Here is a 25,359-nt window from a genome sequence, read left to right as displayed (position 1 = left end):
CCCTAAATAGCGCACTTTATGCAAAACTGACTTGCAAACTCGCCCCCACCAATGCCCTTTGGCACGCTTGCGGTTTTTTGATCGACATATCAATTTGCGTGATGGCAGGAAAACATGTTTTAAGCCACTTTGTGATCTCGCTTAAAGCCTCCTCTAAAAGAGTGTAATGGGTCGTGGCTAATTTGTTTTGCACCACTTCTAAAATGTCTATATAGTCTAAATAATTTGGGGGGTTGTAGGTGTATTCCACGCGCAAATCCACGATCAAGGGCTGGGGGGCTTTTTGCTCGCCCTCTAACAGCCCAATGACGGCATCGATTTGGTAATCTTGGATGCTTAAGGTCATAAAATTTTGCCCTCTTTTCCGCCCAAAAGATTCAACACATTGCCCCAGTGTTTGTAAAGGGTGAAAATGAAAATCAGCACCATGGGTGTTTGCGTGCCGACCTCATGCACAATATTAATAGGGGCGGGCAAGAATTTAGGCATGAAAAAGATAAGAATTGTCGCCGTGCCCACCCCCACAATAGAAGCCAAAGAGGAGATTTTAAGCCCCTTGCCAATGGCCGCCCACAAGGCTAACCCAATCAAGCTTTCCACAGGAATCAACAACAACACCGCCCCCATAGTGGTGCTCACGCCCTTGCCCCCTTTGAAATTCAAAAAGGGCGAATAACAATGCCCTAAAATCGTGGTGATGGCGACCATCCATTGTGCCGCATAATTTAGCCCCGCCAACTTAGCCAGCAACACACAAAAGACTCCCTTAACCAAGTCCAACACTAAGACTAGAGCACCCATCCTTTTTGCCTTAGACGGGTTGATGTTTTTAAGCACTCTAACGACATTGGTTGCCCCAATGCCCCCACTGCCGTGCGCTGTAACATCCACTTTATACACGGCCCTAACTAGCCAATACCCAAAGGGCATGCCCCCCACGACATAGCCCACTAAATAAAAGACAACATTGATGTTTGTTAGAAAACTTAAGAGACTATCCATACGCTCCCCTGTATTAAAACCTGCATTATAACTAAATTCAAAACGACTTAAGATAAGCCCCTTGAATCAACACGCCCTCTTTGTCGTTAAAAAGAAAATTAACCTTGTAACTCTCTTTGACTCCCCTTTTTTTATCTGCCAAAATGTGGCGTACAGCTAGCTCAATGGGGGGCAATTTTAAGGGAGTGTGGGGTTTGACCTTAAAGGCTAAAAAAAGTGGCTTGTTGTGTGCCTTGTCCCAGCCCGTGCGCCATCTAGGCAAGGTCCCTTGACTTTTAAGTAAGCGGTTGCCCACTTGCAATTCAAAAGAAGCTAAGTAGTAAATGCCCGGCTCTAAATAGCGCTGTTCGATTTTGGCTTTCTTGTAGGGGTCTTTAAAAATCAACAACACCCAGTTATTGCTCCCAAGTGCAAACTCTTTAGAGGGTTTGTCCCCCAATTTGCGCCAATAAGTCTTCACCACCCCCCCTTGATGGGCAATGTCAAAAGTTACGAGGCTAGCGTTAGCCGATGGCTTAGGCACACAAGCCCCCAAAGAAAGCACAAGCAACAAGCTAAATTTTTTCATAAGCTAGGGTTATTTAATGAGTTTGGAAATGGTTTTAAATTGCGGGTGTGTGTAGGTCTTTAGCCACTCAAAGGCGCACATTTCCACAGAAGCGATGCGCGCCCCCTGTGCGCGTAAATCCTCGAGTGCAAGGGCGCAATCTTTGGGCTTTCTTGAGCTCGTGCCCTCAGCGATCACGCTCACACAAAACCCCTCTTTTAAAAAATCCTTCACGCTTTGATAAACGCACACATGCGCCTCGATGCCTAGCACAAACAAGGGAGCTTTAGGCAAAGAGAGTGCAGGGCGTGCGCTAAAACTCTCTTTGGTGTAGATTTGTTGGCAAAAAGGGCGCAGTTGCTCTAAAGTTGCGCCTAATTTTTGAGGGTTTTGCTCTGTGGCAACAATGGGAATGGCAAGCTCTTTAGCGATCTTTAAAAAGCGCAGGCTGTTTTCTAGCAGCGCATCAGCTCCCGCCATTGCCTGAAACAACCGCTCTTGCACATCAATGAGTAAAACCACACCGGGATTTTCTAGGGTATTTGCCATGCATGCTCCTTAAAAAGCCCCTATTCTAACTCAAAATGTCTAAAAGTTTGAAGATTTTAAAGTGGTACCAAAAGTCGGACTCGAACCGACACGGAGTTGCCTCCACCAGATTTTGAGTCTAGCGTGTCTACCAATTCCACCATTTTGGCTTAAAGTTTTTAAGGCTTTGAGCCGTTTTACTAGCTTGCGCTAACTTGCCTATAACGCAACTAGCTCTAGTACGCAACTAACAAATGCTACGCGTTCAAACAAAACCTTCGGTTTCGAACAAACGCCTCGCGTTTGTGGTGCACTGAGCGAGACTCGAACTCGCACGGGTTGCCCCACCACCCCCTCAAGATGGCGTGTCTACCAATTCCACCACCAGTGCTTTTGACCCCCTCCTCTTTTTTAGGCCAAGAAAGGGTTGCTGTAAATCGCCACGATTGCAAACACCAAAGTATAAATCACTTGTGCCTCAATCATGGCCATGGCGATAAACATTGTGGTGAGCAATTTACCGCCCACGCCGGGGTTGCGGGCTGTGCCGGTGATGGCAGCGGCTGCTGCATTGCCCATACCGATCGCGCCCCCACAGGCGGCCACGCCCAGCCCGACAACAGCCCCAACAACGGAGTAAGATTTAATCATATCCACCCCGCTCACATCGGCTCCAAAGGCTAACCCCAACGCTCCCAAAAAGAAAAGCACAAAAAACTTCATCACCGCCACAACCTCGCTTTATTAATTAAAATTTCCATAAGCCCCAATTATAGCAATTCTAAGCTTAAGCTAAGATGACATGCACCTTGCCCTGCTCGATTTTAGAGATTTCACACCAAAGCGGCGCGCCATTTTCTAAACGTGCCAAGTCTAAATCCCCCGCATTGCTTTTATGCAACAAGGCATCGCCCCCCGTCTCTAGGCGCACAAATACCCCAAAATCCACAACTCTTTTCACAAAAACCTGCATCTTTTGCCCCACGCAAGGTTCTTGCAGTTGCAGAGCTTTAGAAATGTAGTCTTTTGCTTGGCCCACCGCCTCTTGCATGCCCCTAACGCTCACAAGCCCGCTGGATTTGTCTAAATCAATTTGCACGCTGAAGCGTTGCAAGATGTCTTTAATGTGCTTGCCCCCGGGGCCTATGAGCACGCTCATTTTTTGCGTGGGGATGTAAAAACTCTCGGTTGTGGGTAGATTCGTGTTGATTTGTATGTTTTTTGCCGCCTCTTGCATGCGATCTAGCACCACTAGGCGGGCTTCTTTGGCTTGTTCTAAAATTTCAGGCAACCACTCTAAAGGCAGGCCTGCTAATTTTGTGTCCATTTGCATGGCCACAATGCCCCTATCTGTCCCCGCGATTTTAAAATCCATGTCCCCTTGCATGTCCTCTAGGGCGCTGATGTCGCTTAAAATGGCGTGTTTTGTGCCGTCAAAAACAAGCCCCATCGCCACGCCCGCAATCAAAGCTGTGGGCTCAACCCCGCTTGCCCTCAAGGCCAAAGACCCCGCGCACACACTTGCCATTGAGCTAGAGCCATTGGACTCTAAAATCTCAGAGACTAGGCGGATGACAGGGGCGTTTTCAGGCAAAGAGCAACTTAAAGCCTTTTGGGCTAAGTACCCGTGCCCTAGCTCGCGGCGGCTGGGCGCACTAAGGGGGGCTGCCTCGCCCACGCTAAAGGGTAAAAAGTTGTAATGGAGCATGAATCGCTCTTTTGAAGGGTTGGCCTCTTGCAGGCCAAAATTTTGCTTCGCATCGCTTTCAGCCCCGAGCGTGCAAGTGACTAAGGCTTGGGTGTGCCCCCTTTCAAAGAACACGCTAGAGTGGCAAGCGGGCAGTAAATTTGTAGTGATGTGGATGGGGCGGATTTGTTTTAATCCGCGCCCATCTGCTCTCTCTTGTCTGTCTAAAATGCTTTTATGCAGCTGTTCTTTAAAGCAGGCGTGTAGGGCGTGGCTTAACTCTATGGGGCAATGCTCGTTGAGCTCATGGGCGATGTGATCTAAGAGGTGTTCTAGCTGTGCGCCCCTCTCGCTTTTGGCCATTAAAGACATGGTTTCTAAGATTTGGGGCTTAAAGCGGGTGCTTAAGATTTGCATCAGGTGGGGGTTTATTGGCTTTTCTTGGGGGGTTTCTAGTTTGGGTTTTCTATGGGGGTCAAAGTGCTTGGTGTAAAGGGCGCATTGTTCTTTAATGTGGCTGTGGGCCGATTCAAGCAGCTTTAAAAGGGCAGGTTCGCTTAAAGGGTTTTTAGCCTCGTTTGCCTGCATTTCGATCATAAGGATCGCCTCTTTTGTGCCCGCCACAAAGAGATCAAAATTGTCTTTTAAGCGCATGGCGTGGATGGTCTGCTCCACCCCGACATTGGCTAGATAAAGCGCGCTGGCGGCGGCATTTAAAGCGCACACTTGTAAATCGCTCTCATAAGCGTGGCTTAAGAGCAAGAGCGTGATCTGTGTAGGGTAAGCGTAGCCTTTGGGAAAAAGGGGGCGCAAAGAGCGATCGATTAAGCGAGAAGTCAAAGTTTCAAAGTCTTCCATTTTGCCCTCGCGGCGGGTGAAATTGCCCGGTAGTCTGCCCACAGCATAAGCCCTTTGGTTATATTGCACGCTTAAGGGCAAAAAGTCCTCTTCTGTGGCTTGTTGCCCCACCACCACGCTGGCTAAAATCCTTGTGGCTTTGTGGCTGTAAAGCAAAGCACTTGTGGCTTGGCGCGCCATGTAGTCTAAAATAAATTCCTGTGTGTCTATGTTAATTTTTTGCATCATTTCCTTTCATTTGGACTTCATCGATTTTTTAAAAATGTCTTCAATCTCGGCGGGCTCGATTTGTATAGGGGTTTTGTAATAGTGATCGATGCTCACAAAATAATCGGGGCGATAAACACTGATCACTCCATCGCACAGCATCGCCAACGAATCCGCTACATCCTTTGGCAAAATGGGGGTGAGTACATAGATGCTTTTAGACGACTTGCCCATGCAAGTTTGTATAGCTAAATTCGCCGTGATGCCCGTTTCAATGCCGCAATCCACAATGAAAACATTTTTGTTTTCTAGGGTTTGGATGGTGTTGCCCTTGCGGTATTTGTAGATTTTAGACAGGATTTCTTCCTCATAAACCCGCTTGGCCTCGCCATAGACATAGTCTAAGGTGATTTCAAAGGAGTTGATCAAATTCTCATTCATTAAAATGTCCATGCTCTCGCTCACCAAAGCGATTTCGCACTCCCTATTTAAAGGGGCATAGATCGAAGCGGTGAAGAGAAAATCTAAGGGGGTGTTGAGCTGGTGCGCCAACACATGGGCAAATTTCAAGCCCTTAAGGCTTGTAACCAGCATCAAGGCATTTTTCGTGTCAAGGTGGCGGATTAAAAGCTCATTCATCAACAGATGCAAAGCATCTTCAGGGCTGGCAAACATAAAATCATCGACTAAATTACTCATTTAACGCTTCAAAGACCTATAAGTGATGTTGGTTTTGGTGATGGGGGAGAAGTCAAGGGTCAACTTGATGTAGTTGTTTTGGTAGATTGTGAGCGGGTCGGCGGGGTTGCTGGTGAGCACGGGGCGACGTTGGCTGACAAATTGCAACCCGATGCCAAAACAGCGGATTTTTTTAAAAATCCCCACACGCCAATTCAAAAGCACATTGTTTTGGATGTCATAGCCCACAGACGCGCTCAAAGAAAACCAGCGAAAGTCGTTGCTGATGCCCGCCTTTAGGTAGTTGGAGTTGTTCGTAGAGATTTTATTAATGCTGCTCTCATCAAAGTTCTTTTTTAGGTAGTAGGAAACGTTTGCGCTCAAAAACTTACGGATGTAATTGGCATTGATCGACACTTCCTCTAGGCTATTGTAATACCAAGAGTAAAACACGGTGCCGTAGATGTCAAGCCCCTTTAAGGGCGAAAACCCGATTTTGCTCTCTATGGGCGAGCTGGCGATGGAGGTCGGGTCGGCAAAATTCAGTACCTGACTGATGCGCCAATAGAGCAACTCCTGCCCGCCCAAGCCATAGAGGTACTGCGTGAGGTTTAAATAAAGTTGGCTGTTAGAGGGGTTAGAGGCAAAGAGTAAAGAGGGATTCCACACCGCATTATATAAGCGCCCTTGGACATCATAGTTGCTTAAAGTGGGAGAGGTGAAGTTGTTTCTTGCAAGCGAGCTTAAATTATACATTTGCGGGTCAAAAAGCCCGTCAGCAAAGGTGTAGTAAGCCCCGCTTAAGACTGCTTGTAACTGGACTGTGTGCAAGATTTTGTGGTACTCTCTGGCTAGATCGCTGTTTAAATACAAGGCGTAGCCGCTAGAAAAGTAATTGCCAAATTCTTTTGATTGCCCGCTCACCTGTGGGATGTAGCTGGTTTTGGTGTTGAGGATGGCTAGGTTACTCAATTGTACCGTGTTCCACAAGCCCACAGACAGATATTTTTTAAAGAGCGAGAATTGCAAACCCAAGGGGACATTGATGGTGTTTTGGGCGTAACCATAGCCCACCTCCCGCACCACATTATGAAACTGGTAATCAAAGGAGTAGAGTAAATGCTTCCAGCCTAAAGTGTTTAGGTATTTGTGGTATTGCAGATTTGGCAAAGATTGGAAGGTGTCGTTATTGTTGATTTTGTTGAGGTTTAAGAAGTATCTGAGGTAAAAGCCGTAAAAGTGGTTATTGGTTTGCACAAAGTAATTGCCCCTTGACATGTGGGTCGCGTCCGTGATGCGTTTATTCACTTTCTCAAAGCGCACATAGTCTAGGTCGTTCATATACAAGAAATCTAAATAAAAGGCGTTGTCTAAAGGCTTTTTCAAACCAAAGTACTTCTGTAAAGCTTGGCGGCTTGCACTCAAGGTTTCAAACCCAAAGACATTTTGGTTTCTCAAGTCATATTTTTTGGTGTAGGCGTTGTAGTTGCGGAAATACCGGGCGTTGAATAAGAATTTATCTTGGTGGGAATTGATCAAACGCCCCTGAAAGTTCAGCCCCAAGCCCCTTTTAGAGCGGATTTGCGGGGTGAGCGTGATGTCCCACGAGTCTTTGGGGGCGATGTAGAAAGGTTGCAAATAGATAAAACCGGCTAGGTTAGAGGTCCCAAACTCTGGGTAGAGAAACCCGCTAGAGCGTTTAGTGCTTGTAGAAGTGAAAAGATAGGGCAAATAAAGCACGGGGATTTTGCCTAAATAGACTTTAGAATTGACCAGAGTCAAATGCGATTTATCGGCGTTGTAACTCCCTGAAGAGGCATTGACATGCCAGATGGGATTTTCAATGTCGCAGCCGGAGGTGGTGAGGTTTTTAATGTAGTAGCGGTTTTTCTGCGAGTGGGCAATGTCTGCGCTGATCCAAATGCCCGTTACGCTGTCTTGCACATAAAAGGGAAACATGAGAGCGTATTTATCGTCCATGCGCACCTTCATGTGCTCGCTTTGCACCAAAAGCCCCTCGCCCCGATAGACCTTGACATGCCCATCAATGATGGCTTCTTTTTTCTTGGTGTCGTAACTCACGCGGTCGGCTAGGATATAGACATCGTAGTTGAGTAAGACGGCATGCCCTGTGGCCACGACCACATTATTTTTTGCATCCACGCGGTCGGCTAAGAGCTCAAAGATTTTATGGTTTTTTTTGTCAAACTTTTGCACGGCGACTTGCTGTTGCTTTCCAAACAACACACCTATAAAAAGAGCGATGATAAAAGTACCGCGCCACACCACTCATTTAGACACAATGATGAGAGTTTGGGCGTGTTTGTCGTAAAAGGTACGCCCAAATTTATCTCTAAAATAATAAGCCAAAGGAAAAAACAACAAGAGTTCTTTAAGCACGCACCGCTTTAAGCGGGCTAAAAGTGGGGGTTTATCTAGGCTTTTAAAGTCCAGCACGCGCAAGTGAAAAACGAGCTTGCCAACACTGCTTGCAAAGCCTAACATAGACAAAAACTCATACACTAAGTGCGCCGCCACAAAGGCGCACAAAAGGCGCAAGAAGCCTGAGTGCAGGGGCAAATGGGGGTGTAAATCCCACGCTAAAAAGCAAATAAAGAGCAAATCTACCAAGTAAGCCCCCACACGCCACAAAAAGGGGGCGGTCACCAACCGCTCCTTATAAAGCCTTTCTTCTAATTTGGCTTCCAATCAAAGCACTCCGATGTCTTCGCGAAATTGCATGCCCTCAAACTGCACTTTTTTAACCAAGTGGTAGGCGTGGCTCTTGGCCTCTGTGAGCGACTTGCCCCAGCCCACACACACGCACACCCGTCCGCCCGCGACCAAAAAGACTCCATTTTCTTGCGCGATCTTGCCTAAGTCCAAACAAGCGTTTTTCTCATCAATGGGGTCTATGTAAATGCTTTGCCCGTGTGAAATTTGTCTGGGGTAGTCCTTGCACGCCAAGACCACGCCCAAAGCGTGCTGTGGGTGTAACTCCAACGGTATTTGGTCTAAATTGCCCTGCATTGTGGCTTCGATTAAATCCAAAAGCGGGGTTTTTAGCAAGGGCAAGAGCACGCTACACTCGGGGTCGCCAAAGCGCACATTAAATTCGAGCAAATACGGCTCTAGTTGCCCGTTTTCTTCGACAAGCATCAAGCCCGCATACAACACCCCCACAAAGGGCGTGTTGTTTTCTTGCATCGCTTTGAGCGTGGGTTTAAAGATGCGCGCAACGATCTTTTCTTTAAGCGTGTCATCGCACAAATGCGAGGGCGCAAACGCCCCCATCCCCCCCGTATTTGGTCCATTGGGGTGCAATTTTTTATAATCGTGGCACGCGGGCAAGAGTAAAAAATCCTGCCCGCTCACAAAAGCCAGCACAGACAGCTCCAAACCCTCTAAAAACTTCTCTAAAACGACTTTAGAGTGCGCCTTAAACAAGTTTTCTAGGGCAATTTGCGCCTCCTCTTCGCTTTGCGCCACGATAACGCCTTTGCCCTGTGCGAGGCCATCGGCCTTAAGCACTACAGGAAAGCCCAAAATTTTAGCCCGCGCTAGGGCTTCTTTGCAGTGTGTGGCGATAAAGTAGGGGGCTGTGGGGATTTTATGCGCTGTGGCTAGGGCTTTGGTAAAACTCTTAGAGCCCTCCAACACACTTGCTTTTTGACTAGGTCCAAAGACAGCAACACCCGCCTTTTGCAACACATCTACTAAGCCCCCCACTAAAGGTTCTTCAGGTCCGACCACGATTAGATTAATCATTTTTTCTTGGGCGAAAGCGGCGATTTGGGCAAAATCTTGCAAAAGGACATTTTCGCCAATGCTTTGCGTCCCCCCATTGCCGGGGCAAAAAAACAGCTCGCTCACCCTAGGGTCCTCTTTTAGTTTGCGCCCTAGGGCATACTCGCGCGCTCCGCCCCCAATGATTAAAACTTTTCTCTTCATTCAATCCCTAATGTCAATCACCCAAACGACCGTTACCTGTGTGCTTTAGTTCAACAAAGCTACAAGAGGCAAGAGGGTTTCTTTAGGGGGCAGATACAAGAAATGCCCATCACACCAAAACCGCTACAACAGCCTCATAAAAAAGATAAACGAACTTGCCCTATTATGAAACACGCATCGTTCAGGCTTAAAATCCGCATTATACCCCATCTTTGCTTAAGGGCTGTGGATAAACTACGCGGCTTAAATACAGCCCATTAGAGGGGGCTAAATCCGTGCTCGTCCGCTTTTTTAGCGCGAGTTGCGCTTTTAAATCCTCTAAGCTTAAATGCCCCAAAGAGCATTTTAAAGCCGCGCCAAGCATGAGGCGCACTTGGGCGCGCAAAAACCCATTGGCCTCAAAGACCACCACCACACAATCTAAACGCCCCACGCAAAAAGGGTAACAAAAGGCTTTGTAAAGCGTGCGCCTTGTGTGCTTAGGATTGCTGCCCGTTTTGCAAAAGTATTTAAAATCGTGCGTCCCCACAAAGCAATTGAGGGCCTCTTGCAAGCTTTCAAGTGTACCGTGTGGATGAAAAGCCACATAGCGGGCTAAAAAAGGGCTTGGCATTTGGCTTAAAATGTAGCGATAACGCCTCTTATGGGCGCAAAAACGGGGGTGAAAGTCTAGCCCTACTTGCTCCAAACTTTGGCACACAATGTGGGGGGCTAATTTGGGCGCAAGATGGGCTAATAATTTTTGCGCACTCCAAAAGGCGGGGGCATTGAAAGCGACCACTTGGTAAGTGGCATGCACGCCTTTATCTGTGCGCCCGGCGGCTGTAAGCGGGCTTTGGATATTGAGCCGTTTTAGGGCATTTTCTAGCGCGCCCTCAACGGTGTTTAACTCCCCTTGTTTGGCAAAGCCCATAAAGGCGCTCCCATCGTAGGCGATCACCAGTTTAAAACGGCGCATCAATAAAAGCGCACAATCACCCGCCGGTAAAGCCCATATGCGCCCAAAAACCACAAAATGGGCAAAGCGATCGTGCCAATCAGGGGCAGGTCTTGGCTGATGACATGCATGCCCAAAAAGTAAAGCCCCACAGCCAAGAGCACATAGACATAAGAAAAGTTTTTAGAAAAACGGGGGTTGGCGATCCCAAAAACGGGGATTAAAAATAGACTGGCTAGGGGAAAAAGGGCCACTAAAACGGCTTGGGTGAAACGCCTTTGTTGGTTTTTATCCGCATGTGGCCCAAAGGCCTTTTTCCAATAGCCTATGTAGTCGTGGCCGTGCAAATAGGCCGCCCCGTTTCTAGCCGACATGCTCAATTTATTGCGCAAATTTAATTGTTGGAAGCTGACTTTACGCAATTGATCTTTGTCGGCAAAGTAGGCATTGCCATGCTCTAATTGTAGGCCAAAAACCCCACCAGCGTTTTTCACCTCCCCACTTTCAGCGATCATAAAACTCTCTAAGGCCAGCCCCTTGTGCGAGAAGAGCACCAAATCACTAAACACCCCCCCCTCTTTCTTGCCTACATACACCAGCCAATCGCCCAGCTTTTGCCCAAACTCCCCGGCTTGGATATTCACATCGATGTGATCTTTCTTGTCTCGGATAAACGAGTAATACGCGCTTTTAGAAGCGGGGATCAAGATCAAAGAAAAAACCAAGAGCACACAGCTAGCAAAGACACAAAGGGGCAAAAAGGCTTGCACGATTTTTTTAGGCGCGATCCCTAACGAGAAAAAGACCAACAACTCGTGGTCATAAGAGAGCCGTGCGAGCCCAATGGCGCAAGCGGCAAAAAATGTAATGGGGATGATGAAAAATATAGTCCCGGGCAAAGAGTAGGTGTAAAGCTGCACTAAATCCAAAAAACTAAGCTTCACCACTAAAGTAACGCTGGCAATGCCTATGAGCATGATCATCGAAGCGATGAAAAAGAGCACCAAAAAGAACGAAAAGAAAATTTGCGAAATGGCGTTAAACATACAGGTTTTAGCCAAGTCCACGCTTGCCCCTAAACTCCCCGCTCGATGCCATCTAAAATAGGCACAAACTGGCACTTTTCTAGACTCTGCACCACGAGCCGTCCATTTTGTTTGCTAAAGCGGGTGATGACCTGATCGTTGCCCTCTAACATGGGAGCAAGCAAAACCCCCCCCTCGCTTAGTTGCTCGCTAAGAGCCTTGGGGATGTGCGTGGCGCAAGCCGAGAGCAAAATGCGCTCAAAGGGGGCAAATTCACGCCAGCCCTCTTGCCCGTCTGCTAATTTCGTATGGATATTTGTAACGCTTAAACGCCTAAAACGCTCTTTGGCTTGCACTAAAAGCTTTTCAATGCGCTCGATGCTAAAGACTCGGCGCACTAACTTGGAGAGCACCATTGCCTGATACCCACTCCCACAGCCAATCTCTAGCACGCTATCGACTCCCTTTAGCTGTAAATATTGCGTCATTTTCGCCACCGTAAGCGGAGAGCTGATGAACTGCTCGCCATCTAAGGGTAGGGCGTTTAGGCTATAAGCTAGGTGTTTGGGCGATACAAACTCCTCTCTATTGACCGCACAAATGGCCTCTTCAACGGACTTTTCTAGGGGAAAATGCCGCGCGATTTCAGCGCACATATGCGTGTTTTTTAAGCTAAACAACTAAAACCCCTCAAAGCTAATGCTGCCCTTAGAGTAATTGCTGACCCTTGCCTCAAAGAAGTTGGAGCGGTGGCTGTTGAAGTTGGCAAATTGCTCCACCCAGCGGATGGGGTTTTTGGTGTGGTAGAGTTTGGGTAGCCCCACCACGCTTAAACGGGTGTCGGCTAAATACTCCGTGTAAGCGCGCAAAATTTTAGGGCTCAAATCTAAAATCTGCTCCTGTGTGATGTATGCCCCCCACGCGCTCTCTAAATCCACCGCTTGTTTAAACATTTCCACCACCTCCTCGAGCAAATCTGGGGTAAAAAGATCTGCCCTCTCTTTACGCAAGGAATTGATCATATTTTGAAACAAGCTTAAATGCGTTACTTCGTCTCTTTGGATGAAGCGGATCATTTGCGCCGTGCCGAGCATGCGCCCACTTCTAGCCAAAGCGTAAAAGTAGCTAAACCCGCTGTAAAAATAAATCCCCTCTAAAATTTGGTTGGCAAACAGGGCTTTCAATAAATTGCGCTCTGTGGGCTCTTGGGAGAGGTCCATATAAATTTGGGCAATGCAATCGTTTTTGTCTTTTAGGGCGGAGTCGGTGCGCCACATCTCGTAAATCTCATCGCTGTTTGCGCTGATGCTCTCGACCATCACGGCGTAGCTGTGGCTATGCAACGCCTCCTCAAAGGCTTGGCGCACTAAACATAAATTGATCTCAGGGCTTGTGATGAAGGGGTTGATGTTGTCGATGAGGTTATTTGTCTGCAAGCTATCCATAAAGATGAGCTGGGCTAGGGCGCGGTCATAGCCGATTTTCTCTTGAGGGCTTAACTTTAGATAATGGGTTTTATCCCCGTGCATGCCCACTTCTTCGGGAAACCAAGTGTTGGTGAGCATGGTTTTCCAAAGTTTGCTTGCCCACGGGTATTTGATTTGGTTTAAATCAAACATGCTCGTGGGGTTGCCTCCAAAGATTTGGCGCTCCCCGGCCTGTTCTTTAGATTCGGGGTTGTAGATTCTTTTACGGCCCAGTGCTTTCATTTTCTACTCCTTCAAAAGGGGCCTAGTATAATCTAAACTAGCTTATAAAATAGGCTTTGGTTAAATTTAAGAAAGTTTTAAACTTACAAAGGCTAAAATCTCTGGTTTTATGCGGAAGTGGCGAAATGGCAGACGCACCAGACTTAGGATCTGGCGCCGCAAGGCGTGGAGGTTCAAGTCCTCTCTTCCGCACCACTACTTTAAAATCTCTTGGCGTAAAATCCTGTCGTAAATTTTATCCGGTAGCAGTGCCTTAGCCCACACCAATAAGTGCGCCTTTTTGCCCACCAAATAGCGAGTCTTGGGGTGCTTGCTCTCTAGGGTTTTTAAAATGGTGGTGGCTACAAGGCTAGCCGGGCTGGCGTTTTCATAGGTCTTTTGAAAATAGGCGTGGGTTTTTTCTAGCTCTAAGGCGTAGGGGCTGTTTGGCTTTAGGGCGTTTGTAAGCCCTGCATCCCACTTAGTCTTGATTGCCCCGGGCTCGATCAGCACCACCTGCACGCCTAAGCCCAACAACTCTGCGCGCAGACAATCGCTGTAAGCTTCTAGGGCGTATTTGCTCGCGTGGTACCAACCCAAAAATAGCGTGGTGGAGCGCCCCGCACTCGAGGCGACATTGATGATTTTTGGAGCAAGCCTTTGGCTTGCCTGAAGCCCTGCGCTTGCGCGCAACAAGGGTAAAAGCTTAGAGCACAACGCCCCCACACTGAATAAATTTGTTTCAAACAATGCCCGCGCTTCTTTAATGGGTTGTTCCTCGAGCGCGCCAAAAATTCCATAACCGGCGTTGTTGATGAGCGCAAAAAGCTCTTTTTCTTGCGCTAAAATCGTTTGTGTGGCTTTTTCAATTTGCCCCTCATCTTGCAAATCACAATCAAGACGCACGCAATGTGGGTGTTTTAAGTCCTCTACGCCCGTGGCTTGGCGTGAGAGGGCATAGACTCTATAACCCTTTTGCAAGAGGGCTTTAGCACACTCTAGCCCGATCCCACTGCTCGCTCCCGTTAAAACCACCGCTAACATGGTTGTGCTCCCAAATACTGCTCCCACTCGTAGGCACTTTTGATGATCGTCTCTAGGCTGTCATATTGCGGTTTAAAAGCGGTGTGGCTTAAAATTTTAGAGTTGTCGGCGATTAAACTCGCTGGATCGCCCGCCCTCCTGCCCTGCATTTGCACCTTAAAATCCACGCCAGAAATCTCTTTCACCTTAGCCACCACTTCGGCCACGCTATAACCCCGCCCATAGCCCACATTGTAAATTTGGCTTTTTTGCTCGCTTTGCAAAGTTTTAAACGCTTCTAAGTGCGCTAGGGCTAGATCGTCTATGTGGATGTAATCGCGCACGCAAGTACCATCGGGCGTGGGATAATCGTTGCCAAAGATCGCCATAAAGGGGCGCTTATGCGTGGCGCACTCGCAAGCGACTTTGATTAAATGCGTGGCGTTTTTTGCCCTCTGCCCCAAAGCAAAGGGGCTTAAATAGTCGTTAAAGCGAGTCGCCCCGGCGACATTAAAATAGCGCAAAAGGGCGCAAGAAAAGGGCGCAACCTTGGAGGTGTCTAGCAAAATGCGCTCGCTCATCATCTTAGACGCGCCATAAGGGTTAATGGGACTTAAAGGCGCGCTCTCATCCATGATTTGTGCGCCCTGTCCATAGACGGCAGCCGTGGATGAGAACACAAAATGTTTGATCCCATGTTTCACGCAAAGCCTTGCTAATTGCAATGTGTTTAAGGTATTGTTGGTGTAGTAATCTAGAGGTAGGCGCGTGGATTCTTCGACCAAGAGTTTTGCCGCAAAGTGCAACACGCCTTGAATGGGGTGCTCTTGTTGCTTGGCTTGGATGAGGTGTTCTAGTTTGTTAGTGTCGCTTAAATCTAACATATCAAAGAATACCCGCTCAGGGTAAAGGTGTTTTAGAGTCTTAGCGTGGATTTCAAAGCCCGTGCTTAAATTATCCACAATCCAAATTTTATAATTCGTTTGCTCTAAAAACAAGCGGGCGACACTTGAGCCAATATAACCACACGCCCCGGTGAAAAGTAACATGCCAAAACCTTTAATTTTTGGGCTCATCTTATCTAAATTTGGCTTTTGGCTTGGCTGGCTTTGTAAAACCCCCTCTGCCCTAAAATGCGCCGTTTAGGTTTTAAAAACCCTCTTGACTCTCTCTCTCTCGCTAAAATGCCGTTTGCCTTTTTAATTTTTTTAGAAAGGGGTTAGTTTGGCTAGTGATTATCGCCCAGAATATAAAACGCTGGCGCAAGAGGAAGTGCAACACATTAGTGGCACAGATAGATACATTCCAAGTTATGGTGAGCCACAATCTTGGATTGATTTTTATAGAAAGTATTCCAATCTTTCTGTCTTGACTTGTTGCTATCTCAGATGTACGCAAGAAGCCGTCATCGGTGCGCATGTCAAGGTGAAAAGCATTGGCAATAAATACTTTATTGTGCCTGTGTGTAAGAGTCATAACCCTAAAGGCAATCAAACCTTTACGGTTAATAGTGGTACTAGAGCCGTGCCACAAGTTTTAGAAAATCAACCCTAACAACAAAGGAGCAAACATGTTTATCCAAGATTTAAGCGTTGAGCAACAACAAGTGTTCTTGTATTTAGCAAGAAAAGTCATTGAAGCCGATGGCGTGTTGCACGAATTGCAACTAGGCGCGTTGGATGTGATCAAAAAACAATGCGAATATGGCATTAGTGAAAAAGAAGTGCCTTTAAGCGAGCTAGGCAAACTTTTTACTACCAACCATGCTAAACATGCCGCATTGTTAGAGCTAGTCTCTGTGGCTTTAGCCGATAGCCGTTGGCATGACAACGAAAGGGACACCATTTACTCTTACGCCAAAGAAATGGGAGTCTCCACCCACAAAGTGGATCAGTTTAAGGACTGGGTGGTGAAAAACTTTATGCTTTATCAAGAAGCGGTCAAGTTGTTGGATTAGGGGGAGCAAATGTTACCCTTGATCATCATGCCACTGGTTGGGGCATTCTTAGGGAAGAAAACACTAGAGCTAGCCGATGAAATAGTGAGCGAGTTTTATGAACATGTGATAGCGGACTATCCAATTCACAGAGAAGATGATTGGTCTAACAATGATCCAATCGATGGCGAACCTGCTGAGGGGAGCATGGTGTTGTGTGATTTAATTGGAAAGAAGTTTTCACACTCGGGTGTTTATATCGGTGGTGGAAAAATCATACATTTGAGAAAAACAGGTCATGTCGAGCCTTGTGATGTTAAGGGATTTTCTGATGGCAAGCCCATTTTTGTTTCATGTAAAGATAGAAAGGCGGTTGGAGATCCAAAGGCAGCCGAGTATGCAGAAAAACACGAGGGGGAAAAGAGAAACTATAACCCACTTACAAGCAACTGCCATGGTTTTACTGCGGAGTGTTTTACAAAAAACGAGCAGGATGAAATCCGTATTGTAAATCCTAGCGATGTTGGAAAAAATCTACGCATGGACTGCTGGCGGTGGTGGAAGTATAAATAAACTTTAAGGAGCAAAAAATGCCAAGATTGTTTGATTTGATATCAATGGAAGATGATAAGGCGAACCAAAACACCCCACAGAGCATTGAAATTGATGAGAAAACCACTGTCAAACATGTCGAGGGAAGTAGCGACTCTAAAGCACAAGACTTTGGTTATGATTCTTGGATTGACTATTACCGCAAACACATGAAAATTCCATGTTGTTATTTGGATTGTCATAATGATGCGGAGTTTGGAGCACATGTGAAAATTAAGGGGTATGGGGAGAGATGGTGGATCGTGCCTGTATGCCCTAGACACAATCCCCCCACAAACGAGTCCTTTAAGGTCAAAGCAAACACGATCGCTGTAAGACACCCCAAAAAACAAAACTAGACAAGGGGTCTTAGTTTTTTGGCACCGCTCCAATAGGCTGTTGCAAGGCTTACACCCCCTACCCCATCATCCCCTCCAACTGCTCTAAAATGTGCTGGCCTATGGGGATAGCCGAGGTGGCCGCAGGGCTTGGGGCGTTGCAGACATTGACACTTCTAGCGCTATTGCAAAATAAAAAGTCCTCAATGAGCTCGCCCGACTTGCTCATCGCCTGCGCGCGCACACCCGCCGGGGTATGTGGGCTTTGAAGAGTGGACCAGCTCACAAAGCTGTGCAAAAAGGCTCTTTTGTCTGCCCTGATTTGATGAGATCGAACAGGCGCGAATCTTGTATAAATTCTTGCAAATTTTAGAGGATGGGTGACTCACAGATGGCAAGGGGTCAAAAACAGCAAAATGAAATCTAAAATATCAAAGCCCAAACCCACTTTAAAAAAGGGTTTGGCTGTGCGCGGCTTGCCTATAAATTGGGGTTTAATTGTGGTTTAGCGAAGTGGAAAGAGAATGACAAAAGGGCATCAAAACTAATCATTTTGCCCTAAAGAAAGGGTTTAATGTGCTCAAATTAAAGAAACTCACCTCATTTGTGTATAAAGTTTAAAAAATGGGCGACTAAACGCCCTTTCATCATCTCAATTTAGCTTTTCAAAACTTCTTTAAAGATTTGAAGTTAGGTAAAGTCAGCTATCCATGCTTTAAGCGCAAAAGAGAATATCAAGAAAACTTTTACATCGGGGCGAGCCAATTAAAGTTATTTAGGAAGGAAAAGAGGGAGGATAAAAACCCGCATAGAGGGCAAAAAGGTTAGACAAGCGGTTTAAGGTTTCAAATTATTTTATCCTCTGTTTATCCACAATTTAACCCCTTTGATTTTTAAGCCCTTCTATAATAGTATGGAATAAAGGATACCCATGCAAAACTACACCCACCTACACCTGCACACTGAATATTCTTTGCTCGATGGCGCGAACAAAATCAAAGCTTTAGCTAAAAAGATCAAAGAGTTGGGCATGACAAGTGTGAGCATGACTGACCACGGGAATATGTTTGGGGCGATCGACTTTTACACTTGCATGAAAAAAGAGGGGATCAAGCCCATCATCGGCATTGAAACCTATCTACACAACGCCGAAAACTTAAACGACAAACAATCCCGGCAGCGCTTCCACCTGTGCTTATACGCCAAAGACCAAGAGGGCTACCAAAACTTAATGTATTTAAGCTCACAGGCTTTTTTGGAGGGGTTTTACTACTACCCCCGCATCAATAAAAAGATTTTGAGAGAGCGCGCTCAAGGGCTGATTTGCTCGAGTGCATGCCTACAAGGCGAAATCAACTGGCATTTAAACGACAACAACCCGCGCAATAAAAAATTCGGGGCAAAGGGCTATGAGGAGGCTAAACGCATTGCCCTAGAATACCAAGACATTTTCGGGGACGATTTTTATATGGAGATCATGCGCCATGGCATTGCCGACCAACTCGCCATTGACGAGCAGATCATCAGGCTCTCTAAAGAAACGGGCATTAAGCTGATCGCCACCAACGACACCCACTACACCAACAAAGAGGACGCGAGCGCCCAAGAAGTCGCCATGTGTGTGGCGATGGGCAAGACCCTGAATGACACCGAACGGCTCAAACACTCTGTGCATGAGTTTTATATCAAGACTCCCCAAGAGATGGCAAGGCTCTTTGCCGACATTCCCGAAGCCCTAGAGCACACCCAAGAGATCGCCGACAAATGCCATTTAGAGATCGATTTAAAGAACGACACCAACCCCCCCACCCCCCCCCACTTTAAATTTACTAAAGAGTATGCTAAAAACGAGGGGCTAGACCTTGAGGACGATAAAGCTTACTTCGCCCACAAAGCTAGAGAGGGGCTTAAAAAACGCCTAGAGATCATCGAGCCTAGCCAACACGCCAAATACGCTAAACGGCTAGAATACGAAATTAAGATCATTAGCGAGATGAAATTTGCAGGCTATATGCTGATTGTGTGGGATTTTATCCGCCACGCCAGGGAGAATAACATCCCCGTAGGCCCCGGGCGGGGCAGTGCGGCGGGCAGCTTGGTCGCTTTTTGTTTGCAAATCACGGACATCGATCCGCTCAAATACGATCTACTCTTTGAGCGCTTCTTAAATCCCGAGCGGGTGAGCATGCCCGATATTGACACCGACTTTTGCCAAAGACGACGGGGCGAAATGCTCGATTACATGATTGCCAAATACGGCAAATACAATGTCGCCCAAGTGATCACCTTCAATAAAATGCTGGCTAAGGGCGTGATTAGAGATGTCGCACGGGTGCTAGACATGCCCTACAAACAAGCCGATGAGATGGCAAAATTGATCCCCAATCGGCTAGGGATCACCTTGCAAGAAGCCTTCGAGCTAGAGCCTAAAATCCAAGCCTTGATTGAGAGGGATCAGCTAGCCAAGCAGGTTTGGGATTTTTCTTTGCGTCTAGAAAATTTGAATCGCTCGGCAGGCAAGCACGCCGCTGCTTTGGTGGTGGATAGCGAAAGGGAGCTTTGGTACAAATCCCCCCTTTACACAAGTGAGCGCACGGGGGGCATTGTCACGCAATACTCCATGAAGTACCTAGAAGCCATTGATCTCATCAAGTTTGACTTTTTGGGGTTAAAAACGCTCACGGTGATCCACGATGCCCTAAAAATCATTGAAAAATACAGCCACAAAAAGATCGACTTTTTGAGTGTGGATATGGACGACCCTAAAGTCTATGCCACGATCCAAGAGGGCAACACGGTGGGGATCTTCCAAATCGAGTCGGGCATGTTCCAAACCTTAAACAAACGCCTGCGCCCCTCTAGCTTTGAGGACATCATTGCGATCATTGCTTTGGGTCGCCCTGGGCCTATGGAGTCTGGCATGGTGGATGACTTTGTCAACCGCAAACATGGCAACGCTCCGATCACCTATATGTTTGACGCGCTAGAGCCGATTTTACGCCCCACTTATGGCACGATCGTGTATCAAGAGCAAGTCATGCAAATCGTGCAAACCATTGCGGGCTTTTCACTAGGGGAGGCGGATTTGATCCGCCGTGCCATGGGAAAAAAGGACGCACAAATCATGGCGGACAATAAAGCCAAATTCGTGCAAGGGGCGATCAAAAATCATTTTGATGGCCAAAAGGCGGGCGATTTGTTTGACTTGATCGTGAAATTCGCCGGCTATGGTTTTAACAAGTCCCACTCTGCCGCCTATGCGATGCTGACTTTCCAAACCGCCTATTTAAAAACCCACTACAAGCACGAGTTCATGGCGGCGATGCTCAGCAGCGAGTGCCGCCACATTGAATCGGTGGCTTACTATGTGGAAGAGGCGAGCTCAATGGGGATCAAGGTCGAACGCCCCCATGTCAACACCTCCGATGTGCAATTTAAGGTAGAAGATACAAAGGGCGAAAAAGTCATTGTTTTTGGGCTGGAGGCGATCAAGGGGGCGGGCGAAGGGCCTTTAGGCACTCTAGTAGAAATTCGCGAAAAACACGGGCCTTTCACGAGTCTAGAGGATTTGATCAGCAAAATCGATTTTTCAAAATTTAGCAAGCGCATTTTAGAGCCTTTGGTGAAGTCGGGTAGCTTAGATGGGCTAGGCTACAACCGCCACACCATGCTAGAAAACTTAGACGCGATCTGTGAGGAGGGGCGTAGAAAAGACAAGAGCAACGCCCAGATGAGTGTGGGGCTGTTTGCCAACATGTCTAGCGAAGAGTTAGAAAAGGCACATTTGGATTTAAAGATTTATGAGGAATTTGATGCCAACACGCTTTTAAACTACGAATACGAGTGCATGGGGCTTTATTTTTCAGGGCACCCTTTAGACGCGTTTAAAGAGCAGATCAAGAGCCTAAAAAATGTGGCTAAGAGCGTGGATATTGCCCGCATGGAAATTGGCTCGCAGGCGGTGTTCATCGGCAAGGTTTTAGATGTTAAGCGCAAAATGGGGAAAAACAGCGGGAAGCCCTATGGCGAGGCGGCGATTGTGGATTTTTCGGGCCGCTTTGAGCTCATGTTGTTTGAAAAACAATTAAACGCCCTAGACCAATTAGACATAGAATTGCCCATAGCCTTTAAGTGCAAGATTGAGGAGCAAGAGGAGGTCGCCCGCTTGCGCCTCTTGGAGATCGACACTTTTGAAAACATCAAACAAGCCAAAATCCCCAAAGTGCGCTACAAAGCCCAAAAAGAGGACACAGAGGACACACAGCCCGTAGACATCGTCAAGGACTTTAGCGATAACCCAAGCTCTTGTGTCATAGGGCATCAAGACGAGCAACACATCCCCTTATCCATTGTGCTAGACACGAGCGTGTCTTTAGACTTGTTTTCTAAGCTCAAAGAGGCGGCCACAAGCCACAAGGGCAACCGCGCCCTGTCCGTGGTTTTCTACGAGCAAAACAAACGCCTACGCTTCAACACCGCCTTTAAGGTCAACACCACCATCAAAGAGAATTTTAAGACCTACCAATGGTTGGATAATTGATGCGTTTAAACCAATTCTTAGCCCATAACATCCCCTGTTCGCGCCGTGTTGCCGATGCTTTGATCGCCCAGGGGCGGGTGAAAGTCAAACACACCAAAGCCACTTTCACCACACCCTTTCACCCCCACGATAAAATCTTTGTAGATGGCAAGTTGCTAAAGATCAAAAAGCAAGAGCATTACACCGTGATCGTCTATCACAAGTCTAAAGGCGAGCTTGTGAGCCGCGTAGACGATCGGGGGCGCAAGGTCATTTTTGACAGTCTAGATCATAAGTTTCAGCACTTCACCCCCATAGGACGGCTAGATTACGCGTCTATGGGACTGTTGCTTTTGAGCGACAGTAAAAAGGTCGTGGATGCTTTGATGCATAGCCACTTAGAGCGCACCTATTTAGTGAAAATCAATGGGAGCGTAACACAAGCCATGTGTGATGCCTTTGAAGGGGGTTTAGAAACCACCAGCAAAGAGGGCGCACACCAAAAGAGTCGTGTAGAAACCATCCACATTGCCCCCATGCAAGCCAGCGTGCTTAAAAGTGGCCGCAATTACTCCAAGCTCAAGCTCACCTTGCAAGAGGGGCGTAATAGAGAGTTGCGCCGTTTTTTCGGGCATTTTAAACGGGAGGTTTTGGACTTAAAGCGGGTGAGCTTTGGCTTTGTGTCTTTAAACGCCCTGCCTGCAGGTAAAACCCGCTATTTAAACTCTAAAGAATACAAGCATTTACACGCCTTTTTAGACCAAATGGAGAAAGAAAATGGACAAAACTTTATTGTTTAGCCCTTGGAAAATCAAAGATTTAGAGTTAAAAAACCGCGTGGTGATGGCACCGATGGACCAATACAGCGCGCGCGATGGGCATGTTAATGACTGGCACACTTACCATTATGTGAGTCGCGCCATTGGGCAAGTGGGCTTAATCATCTTTGAAGTGGCGGCGGTGAGTGCCAATGGGCGCATTTCTAGCGAAGATTTAGGCATTTATGAAGACAAGCACATAGAAGGTTTAGCTAAGATTGTCAAAGAGTGCCACAAATACGGCTCTAAAGTGGCTTTACAAATCGGGCATGCGGGCAGAAAGGGGCAACTTAAAGACACCCAATTACTTGCCCCCTCTGCTTTGCGTTTTAACGAATCTTACGCCACGCCTAAAGAAATGGATACCAACGACATTAAACAAGTCATTTTAGAGTTTAAGCAAGCGGGTTTAAGGGCAAAGCAAGCGGGCTTTGACGCGCTAGAAATCCACGCCGCACACGGCTACTTACTCAGCAGCTTTTTATCCCCCTTAAGCAACCATAGAAATGATGCCTATGGCAAAAATCGGGCATTGATTTTACAAGAAATCTTAGAAAGCCTAAGAGAGACCATAGACCTGCCCCTCACTGTGCGCGTGTCTGCCGCAGACTACCATAAACAGGGCAACACCCCTGAAAAAATAGCCCAACTTTTAGAACCTTTAGACTCTCTGTATGATGCCCTAAATGTGAGCTCTGGAGGCGTGGTGGAAGTGCCTATTAAAGTGTATCCGGGCTACCAAATTTCTAGTGCTGGTTATTTAAGAGACGCTTTAGGCAAGCCCACCATCGGAGGTGGTGCTCTTGAAGAGCCCAAAATGGCACAAAGGTTAGTGGGTAGTCAGGTCGTGGATGCCATCTATTTAGCGCGGGCTTTGTTGAAAAACCCCTTTTGGTGCTTTAATGCGGCTCTAAGCTTGGGCCAAGAGATCGAAATCCCCAAACCCTATGCTAGGATGGTGTATTTATAGCCCTTTAAGAGCGGTAAATGTCTTGGATGTTATAAAGCCCGGGTTTTTGGGCAGACAGCCACTTAGCCGCCTCGAGCGCCCCCTTAGCAAAGATGGTGCGGTCTGTGGCGGTGTGGCTTAATTCTAAGTATTCCCCGTCTAAATAAAAGCCCACAGTGTGCCGTCCCACAACATCGCCAGCGCGCAAGCTCGCAAAACCGATTTCGCCCTCTTTGCGTGAGCCCTCTCTGTGTTCTTGGCACACTTCTTTAAAATCCACTCCACGCGCGTGGGCGCAAGTTTGCCCTAAAGTCAAGGCTGTCCCGCTGGGCGCGTCTTTTTTATAGCGGTGGTGGATCTCTGTGATCTCAATGTCGGCGTGGGCTAAATTCTTAGCCACCGCCCCCACCACTTCGTTTAACACCGCTACACCTAGGGACATGTTAGAAGCATATAAAACGGGAACTTTTTGGCTAAGTTCAGCCAAGGTCTGCCATTGCTCTTGTAAGCCAGTCGTGCCACAGACAAGGGGCAGGGGGTTTTTAAGCAAGGCTTGCAAGAGCATGTCTAAGGCTTTGGGAGAGGAAAAGTCGATCACAAACTGGCAATGGGCGGTGAATTGTTCAACATCGTTGGTAACAAAGGTTTCTTGGGGCAAGATTTGGGCAAGCTGTAAGCTCAGATTTTGGCGCAAAAAGACACTTGAAAGGGCTAGGTGAGGGTGTTTGTGTATCTCTTTGGCCAACAAGCCCCCCACTTTTCCACTCGCCCCAAAAATCCCCACTTGTAATTGTGGCATTCAATGCCCCTCTAAATAGGCAATGGCCGAGAGCGCAGCCGTAGCCCCATCCCCGGCCGCACACACCACTTGTTTAGCCGCCTGTGTGCGCACATCTCCGGCAGCAAAGAAACCTTTCACGCTCGTTTTCATTGCCAAATCCACCACAACAGCTCCATAAGGGTCGCACGCACACAACATGCTTTTGTCTTCCTGTTTTAACACTTCGTTGTTGATTTCATAGCCCACAAAAATAAAAATCCCTGGCACAGCCAGCTCTTTTACCACGCCCGTGTGGGTGTTCTTAAACACCACAGCATTTACCCCATTCGCATCGCCCTTGATTTCCTCGATCACGGCGGGGGTGATGAACTCAATTTTGGGATTGTTTTGGGCTTTCTCTAGGGTGATGGGGGCGGCGCGGAAAGTGTCGCGGCGATGGACAAGATAGACCTTAGTGCAAATCTTAGCCAAATAAAGGGCTTCCTCTAAGGCCGTGTCTCCCCCACCTAAAACCGCCACTTCTTTATTTTTATAAAAAAAACCATCGCAAGTTGCGCAAGTGCTCACCCCATTGCCCCAAAAAGTGTCCTCGCCTTTAATGCCCGCCCGCTTGGGTTTGCCACCCGTGGCTAAAATGACACTTCGAGCGTGAAAAACTTTGTTTTCATCGGTGTGAATCGCAAAATGCTCCCCCTTAGATTTAACTTGGGTAACAAGAGCCATTTCATGCCTAAGCCCAAAGCGAAAACATTGCTCCTGCCAAGGTTGCATAAAATCTAACCCGCTCACGATCTCACGCACCCCCGGGTAGTTTTCAATCTCACTGCTAAAAGTGATCTGCCCCCCGGGCGCGCCCTTTTCAAACAACACGACTTGTTTAAGCCCTCCCCTTGTGGCGTAAAGCCCTGCGCTCAACCCCGCCGGACCGCCACCGATGATCGCTAGGTCTAGCAGGGGCACACTAGAGGAGTTTGTCAATGTTGTCCTTTAAAGATTGTTTGGAGAGAGCGCCCACGGTTTGGTTGAGTACTTGACCATCTTTCATGTATAAGACGGTGGGGATGCTGCGGATGCCAAAGCGGGCGGACAATTCCTCTTGCTCATCCGTATTCACTTTACAAATCTTGGCCCTGCCGGTATACTCGCTGGCCAACTCGTCAATGATGGGGGAGAGCATTTTACAAGGCCCGCACCAAGGTGCCCAAAAATCCACCACTACAGCCCCACTCTTGGTTTCTGAATCAAAATTCTTATCCGTCAATTCAATATAACCTGACATTAATTCTCCTAATTTTT

At 47.3% G+C, this 25,359-nt stretch carries 27 protein-coding genes and 3 tRNA genes; 8 read left to right on the top strand and 22 right to left on the bottom strand.

Going from position 1 to position 25,359, the window contains the following annotated elements; all coding sequences use genetic code 11:
* Positions 1-16 precede the first annotated feature (16 nt).
* The 16 genes from HAL07_RS07000 to HAL07_RS06925 form a co-directional block, all read right to left on the bottom strand.
* A complete protein-coding gene (locus tag HAL07_RS07000) occupies positions 17-346 on the bottom strand; it encodes a dihydroneopterin aldolase (protein WP_053940708.1) in 330 nt (109 codons plus the stop codon).
* Complete coding sequence (gene plsY / locus HAL07_RS06995; protein ID WP_053940709.1) at positions 343-1,002, bottom strand: glycerol-3-phosphate 1-O-acyltransferase PlsY; 660 nt, start codon at positions 1,000-1,002, stop codon at positions 343-345. The genes HAL07_RS07000 and plsY overlap by 4 nt, the downstream gene beginning before the upstream one ends.
* 37 nt (positions 1,003-1,039) lie before the next feature.
* Positions 1,040-1,462, bottom strand: coding sequence for a hypothetical protein (locus tag HAL07_RS06990; protein ID WP_233702541.1), 423 nt, complete (start codon positions 1,460-1,462; stop codon positions 1,040-1,042).
* Between the two features lie 117 nt (positions 1,463-1,579).
* Positions 1,580-2,098 carry an isochorismatase family protein gene (locus tag HAL07_RS06985; RefSeq protein ID WP_053940711.1) on the bottom strand — a complete coding sequence of 173 codons (519 nt, stop codon included), beginning with the start codon at positions 2,096-2,098 and terminating at the stop codon, positions 1,580-1,582.
* Between the two features lie 62 nt (positions 2,099-2,160).
* Positions 2,161-2,247, bottom strand: a tRNA-Leu gene (locus tag HAL07_RS06980).
* A gap of 136 nt (positions 2,248-2,383) precedes the next feature.
* Positions 2,384-2,468: transfer RNA gene (locus tag HAL07_RS06975), tRNA-Leu, on the bottom strand.
* Between the two features lie 20 nt (positions 2,469-2,488).
* Positions 2,489-2,800 carry a F0F1 ATP synthase subunit C gene (locus HAL07_RS06970; RefSeq protein WP_053940738.1) on the bottom strand — a complete coding sequence of 104 codons (312 nt, stop codon included), beginning with the start codon at positions 2,798-2,800 and terminating at the stop codon, positions 2,489-2,491.
* A 64-nt stretch (positions 2,801-2,864) separates the two neighbouring features.
* Positions 2,865-4,847, bottom strand: coding sequence for a polyribonucleotide nucleotidyltransferase (locus tag HAL07_RS06965; protein WP_053945559.1), 1,983 nt, complete (start codon positions 4,845-4,847; stop codon positions 2,865-2,867).
* 9 nt (positions 4,848-4,856) lie between these two features.
* Positions 4,857-5,528: a phosphoribosyltransferase gene (locus HAL07_RS06960; protein ID WP_053945558.1), complete on the bottom strand. Its 672-nt coding sequence runs from the start codon at positions 5,526-5,528 to the stop codon at positions 4,857-4,859.
* Positions 5,529-7,796, bottom strand: coding sequence for an LPS-assembly protein LptD (locus tag HAL07_RS06955; RefSeq protein WP_053945557.1), 2,268 nt, complete (start codon positions 7,794-7,796; stop codon positions 5,529-5,531).
* A complete protein-coding gene (locus tag HAL07_RS06950) occupies positions 7,797-8,174 on the bottom strand; it encodes an RDD family protein (protein ID WP_231624697.1) in 378 nt (125 codons plus the stop codon). It lies immediately after the preceding gene.
* A 42-nt stretch (positions 8,175-8,216) separates the two neighbouring features.
* A complete protein-coding gene (gene purD / locus HAL07_RS06945; RefSeq protein ID WP_053940716.1) occupies positions 8,217-9,458 on the bottom strand; it encodes a phosphoribosylamine--glycine ligase in 1,242 nt (413 codons plus the stop codon).
* A 199-nt stretch (positions 9,459-9,657) separates the two neighbouring features.
* The gene (truA, locus tag HAL07_RS06940) at positions 9,658-10,416 is read right to left on the bottom strand and encodes a tRNA pseudouridine(38-40) synthase TruA (RefSeq protein ID WP_053945556.1); all 759 of its coding nucleotides are present in this window, start codon (positions 10,414-10,416) and stop codon (positions 9,658-9,660) included.
* Positions 10,416-11,456 (bottom strand): LptF/LptG family permease, encoded by a 1,041-nt coding sequence (locus HAL07_RS06935; RefSeq protein ID WP_053940739.1) that lies wholly within the window; start codon positions 11,454-11,456, stop codon positions 10,416-10,418. Before HAL07_RS06935 ends, truA begins: the two co-directional genes overlap by 1 nt.
* A 14-nt stretch (positions 11,457-11,470) precedes the next feature.
* Positions 11,471-12,100 carry a protein-L-isoaspartate(D-aspartate) O-methyltransferase gene (locus tag HAL07_RS06930; protein ID WP_053945555.1) on the bottom strand — a complete coding sequence of 210 codons (630 nt, stop codon included), beginning with the start codon at positions 12,098-12,100 and terminating at the stop codon, positions 11,471-11,473.
* Positions 12,101-13,129 carry a ribonucleotide-diphosphate reductase subunit beta gene (locus HAL07_RS06925; protein WP_053940719.1) on the bottom strand — a complete coding sequence of 343 codons (1,029 nt, stop codon included), beginning with the start codon at positions 13,127-13,129 and terminating at the stop codon, positions 12,101-12,103.
* A 111-nt stretch (positions 13,130-13,240) separates the two neighbouring features.
* Here HAL07_RS06925 and HAL07_RS06920 point away from each other — a divergent pair.
* A tRNA-Leu gene (locus tag HAL07_RS06920) sits at positions 13,241-13,324 on the top strand.
* Here HAL07_RS06920 and HAL07_RS06915 read toward each other — a convergent pair.
* Together HAL07_RS06915 and galE are read right to left on the bottom strand one after the other, a co-directional pair.
* Positions 13,325-14,152, bottom strand: coding sequence for an SDR family NAD(P)-dependent oxidoreductase (locus HAL07_RS06915; protein WP_053945554.1), 828 nt, complete (start codon positions 14,150-14,152; stop codon positions 13,325-13,327).
* Positions 14,146-15,180, bottom strand: coding sequence for a UDP-glucose 4-epimerase GalE (gene galE / locus HAL07_RS06910; RefSeq protein WP_053945553.1), 1,035 nt, complete (start codon positions 15,178-15,180; stop codon positions 14,146-14,148). The genes HAL07_RS06915 and galE overlap by 7 nt, the downstream gene beginning before the upstream one ends.
* Before the next feature lie 175 nt (positions 15,181-15,355).
* Between galE and HAL07_RS06905 the strand changes: the two genes are divergently transcribed.
* From HAL07_RS06905 to HAL07_RS06890, 4 genes are read left to right on the top strand one after another with little or no spacing between them, the layout of a single operon-like run.
* Complete coding sequence (locus HAL07_RS06905) at positions 15,356-15,685, top strand: hypothetical protein (RefSeq protein ID WP_053940722.1); 330 nt, start codon at positions 15,356-15,358, stop codon at positions 15,683-15,685.
* A 16-nt stretch (positions 15,686-15,701) separates the two neighbouring features.
* A complete protein-coding gene (locus HAL07_RS06900; protein ID WP_053945552.1) occupies positions 15,702-16,088 on the top strand; it encodes a hypothetical protein in 387 nt (128 codons plus the stop codon).
* A gap of 9 nt (positions 16,089-16,097) precedes the next feature.
* Positions 16,098-16,640: a C40 family peptidase gene (locus tag HAL07_RS06895; RefSeq protein ID WP_053945551.1), complete on the top strand. Its 543-nt coding sequence runs from the start codon at positions 16,098-16,100 to the stop codon at positions 16,638-16,640.
* Between the two features lie 17 nt (positions 16,641-16,657).
* Positions 16,658-17,017, top strand: coding sequence for a hypothetical protein (locus HAL07_RS06890; protein WP_156295959.1), 360 nt, complete (start codon positions 16,658-16,660; stop codon positions 17,015-17,017).
* A 58-nt stretch (positions 17,018-17,075) separates the two neighbouring features.
* Here HAL07_RS06890 and HAL07_RS07985 read toward each other — a convergent pair whose 3' ends face one another.
* Positions 17,076-17,294 (bottom strand): hypothetical protein, encoded by a 219-nt coding sequence (locus HAL07_RS07985; protein ID WP_053945549.1) that lies wholly within the window; start codon positions 17,292-17,294, stop codon positions 17,076-17,078.
* 633 nt (positions 17,295-17,927) lie between these two features.
* On the opposite strand from HAL07_RS07985, the gene dnaE reads away from it, so the two are divergent.
* From dnaE to HAL07_RS06865, 3 genes are read left to right on the top strand one after another with little or no spacing between them, the layout of a single operon-like run.
* Positions 17,928-21,536, top strand: a complete 3,609-nt coding sequence (dnaE, locus tag HAL07_RS06875) for a DNA polymerase III subunit alpha (RefSeq protein ID WP_053945548.1) — start codon at positions 17,928-17,930, stop codon at positions 21,534-21,536.
* A complete protein-coding gene (locus HAL07_RS06870) occupies positions 21,536-22,315 on the top strand; it encodes a pseudouridine synthase (protein WP_053945547.1) in 780 nt (259 codons plus the stop codon). The genes dnaE and HAL07_RS06870 overlap by 1 nt, the downstream gene beginning before the upstream one ends.
* Complete coding sequence (locus HAL07_RS06865; protein WP_053945546.1) at positions 22,293-23,303, top strand: oxidoreductase; 1,011 nt, start codon at positions 22,293-22,295, stop codon at positions 23,301-23,303. The genes HAL07_RS06870 and HAL07_RS06865 overlap by 23 nt, the downstream gene beginning before the upstream one ends.
* A gap of 4 nt (positions 23,304-23,307) precedes the next feature.
* On the opposite strand, the gene dapB is transcribed toward HAL07_RS06865, so the two are convergent.
* Genes dapB through trxA form a run of 3 tightly spaced genes read right to left on the bottom strand, consistent with a single transcriptional unit; the run spans position 23,308 to position 25,342 of the window.
* Positions 23,308-24,081: a 4-hydroxy-tetrahydrodipicolinate reductase gene (gene dapB / locus HAL07_RS06860; RefSeq protein WP_053945545.1), complete on the bottom strand. Its 774-nt coding sequence runs from the start codon at positions 24,079-24,081 to the stop codon at positions 23,308-23,310.
* Complete coding sequence (gene trxB, locus HAL07_RS06855) at positions 24,082-25,017, bottom strand: thioredoxin-disulfide reductase (RefSeq protein WP_053940779.1); 936 nt, start codon at positions 25,015-25,017, stop codon at positions 24,082-24,084.
* Positions 25,018-25,024: 7 nt separating this feature from the next.
* Complete coding sequence (gene trxA, locus HAL07_RS06850; RefSeq protein WP_053945544.1) at positions 25,025-25,342, bottom strand: thioredoxin; 318 nt, start codon at positions 25,340-25,342, stop codon at positions 25,025-25,027.
* Positions 25,343-25,359: the final 17 nt, after the last annotated feature.

Origin of the sequence: Helicobacter ailurogastricus (assembly GCF_001282945.1) — a bacterium.
GTDB lineage: Bacteria > Campylobacterota > Campylobacteria > Campylobacterales > Helicobacteraceae > Helicobacter > Helicobacter ailurogastricus.
This window is presented reverse-complemented; position numbering and strand designations above follow the sequence as displayed.

Coding starts and splice junctions, on each gene's coding strand:
- HAL07_RS06900 (WP_053945552.1), top strand. CDS start 15,702: ATGTTTATCCAAGATTTAAGCGTTGAGCAACAACAAGTGTTCTTGTAT.
- HAL07_RS06870 (WP_053945547.1), top strand. CDS start 21,536: ATGCGTTTAAACCAATTCTTAGCCCATAACATCCCCTGTTCGCGCCGT.
- HAL07_RS06915 (WP_053945554.1), bottom strand. CDS start 14,152: ATGTTAGCGGTGGTTTTAACGGGAGCGAGCAGTGGGATCGGGCTAGAG.
- purD (WP_053940716.1), bottom strand. CDS start 9,458: ATGAAGAGAAAAGTTTTAATCATTGGGGGCGGAGCGCGCGAGTATGCC.
- HAL07_RS06890 (WP_156295959.1), top strand. CDS start 16,658: ATGCCAAGATTGTTTGATTTGATATCAATGGAAGATGATAAGGCGAAC.
- HAL07_RS06970 (WP_053940738.1), bottom strand. CDS start 2,800: ATGAAGTTTTTTGTGCTTTTCTTTTTGGGAGCGTTGGGGTTAGCCTTT.
- plsY (WP_053940709.1), bottom strand. CDS start 1,002: ATGGATAGTCTCTTAAGTTTTCTAACAAACATCAATGTTGTCTTTTAT.
- HAL07_RS06965 (WP_053945559.1), bottom strand. CDS start 4,847: ATGCAAAAAATTAACATAGACACACAGGAATTTATTTTAGACTACATG.
- trxA (WP_053945544.1), bottom strand. CDS start 25,342: ATGTCAGGTTATATTGAATTGACGGATAAGAATTTTGATTCAGAAACC.
- HAL07_RS07000 (WP_053940708.1), bottom strand. CDS start 346: ATGACCTTAAGCATCCAAGATTACCAAATCGATGCCGTCATTGGGCTG.
- HAL07_RS06895 (WP_053945551.1), top strand. CDS start 16,098: ATGTTACCCTTGATCATCATGCCACTGGTTGGGGCATTCTTAGGGAAG.
- dapB (WP_053945545.1), bottom strand. CDS start 24,081: ATGCCACAATTACAAGTGGGGATTTTTGGGGCGAGTGGAAAAGTGGGG.
- dnaE (WP_053945548.1), top strand. CDS start 17,928: ATGCAAAACTACACCCACCTACACCTGCACACTGAATATTCTTTGCTC.
- HAL07_RS06925 (WP_053940719.1), bottom strand. CDS start 13,129: ATGAAAGCACTGGGCCGTAAAAGAATCTACAACCCCGAATCTAAAGAA.
- HAL07_RS06985 (WP_053940711.1), bottom strand. CDS start 2,098: ATGGCAAATACCCTAGAAAATCCCGGTGTGGTTTTACTCATTGATGTG.
- HAL07_RS06960 (WP_053945558.1), bottom strand. CDS start 5,528: ATGAGTAATTTAGTCGATGATTTTATGTTTGCCAGCCCTGAAGATGCT.
- HAL07_RS06865 (WP_053945546.1), top strand. CDS start 22,293: ATGGACAAAACTTTATTGTTTAGCCCTTGGAAAATCAAAGATTTAGAG.
- galE (WP_053945553.1), bottom strand. CDS start 15,180: ATGTTACTTTTCACCGGGGCGTGTGGTTATATTGGCTCAAGTGTCGCC.
- truA (WP_053945556.1), bottom strand. CDS start 10,416: ATGCGCCGTTTTAAACTGGTGATCGCCTACGATGGGAGCGCCTTTATG.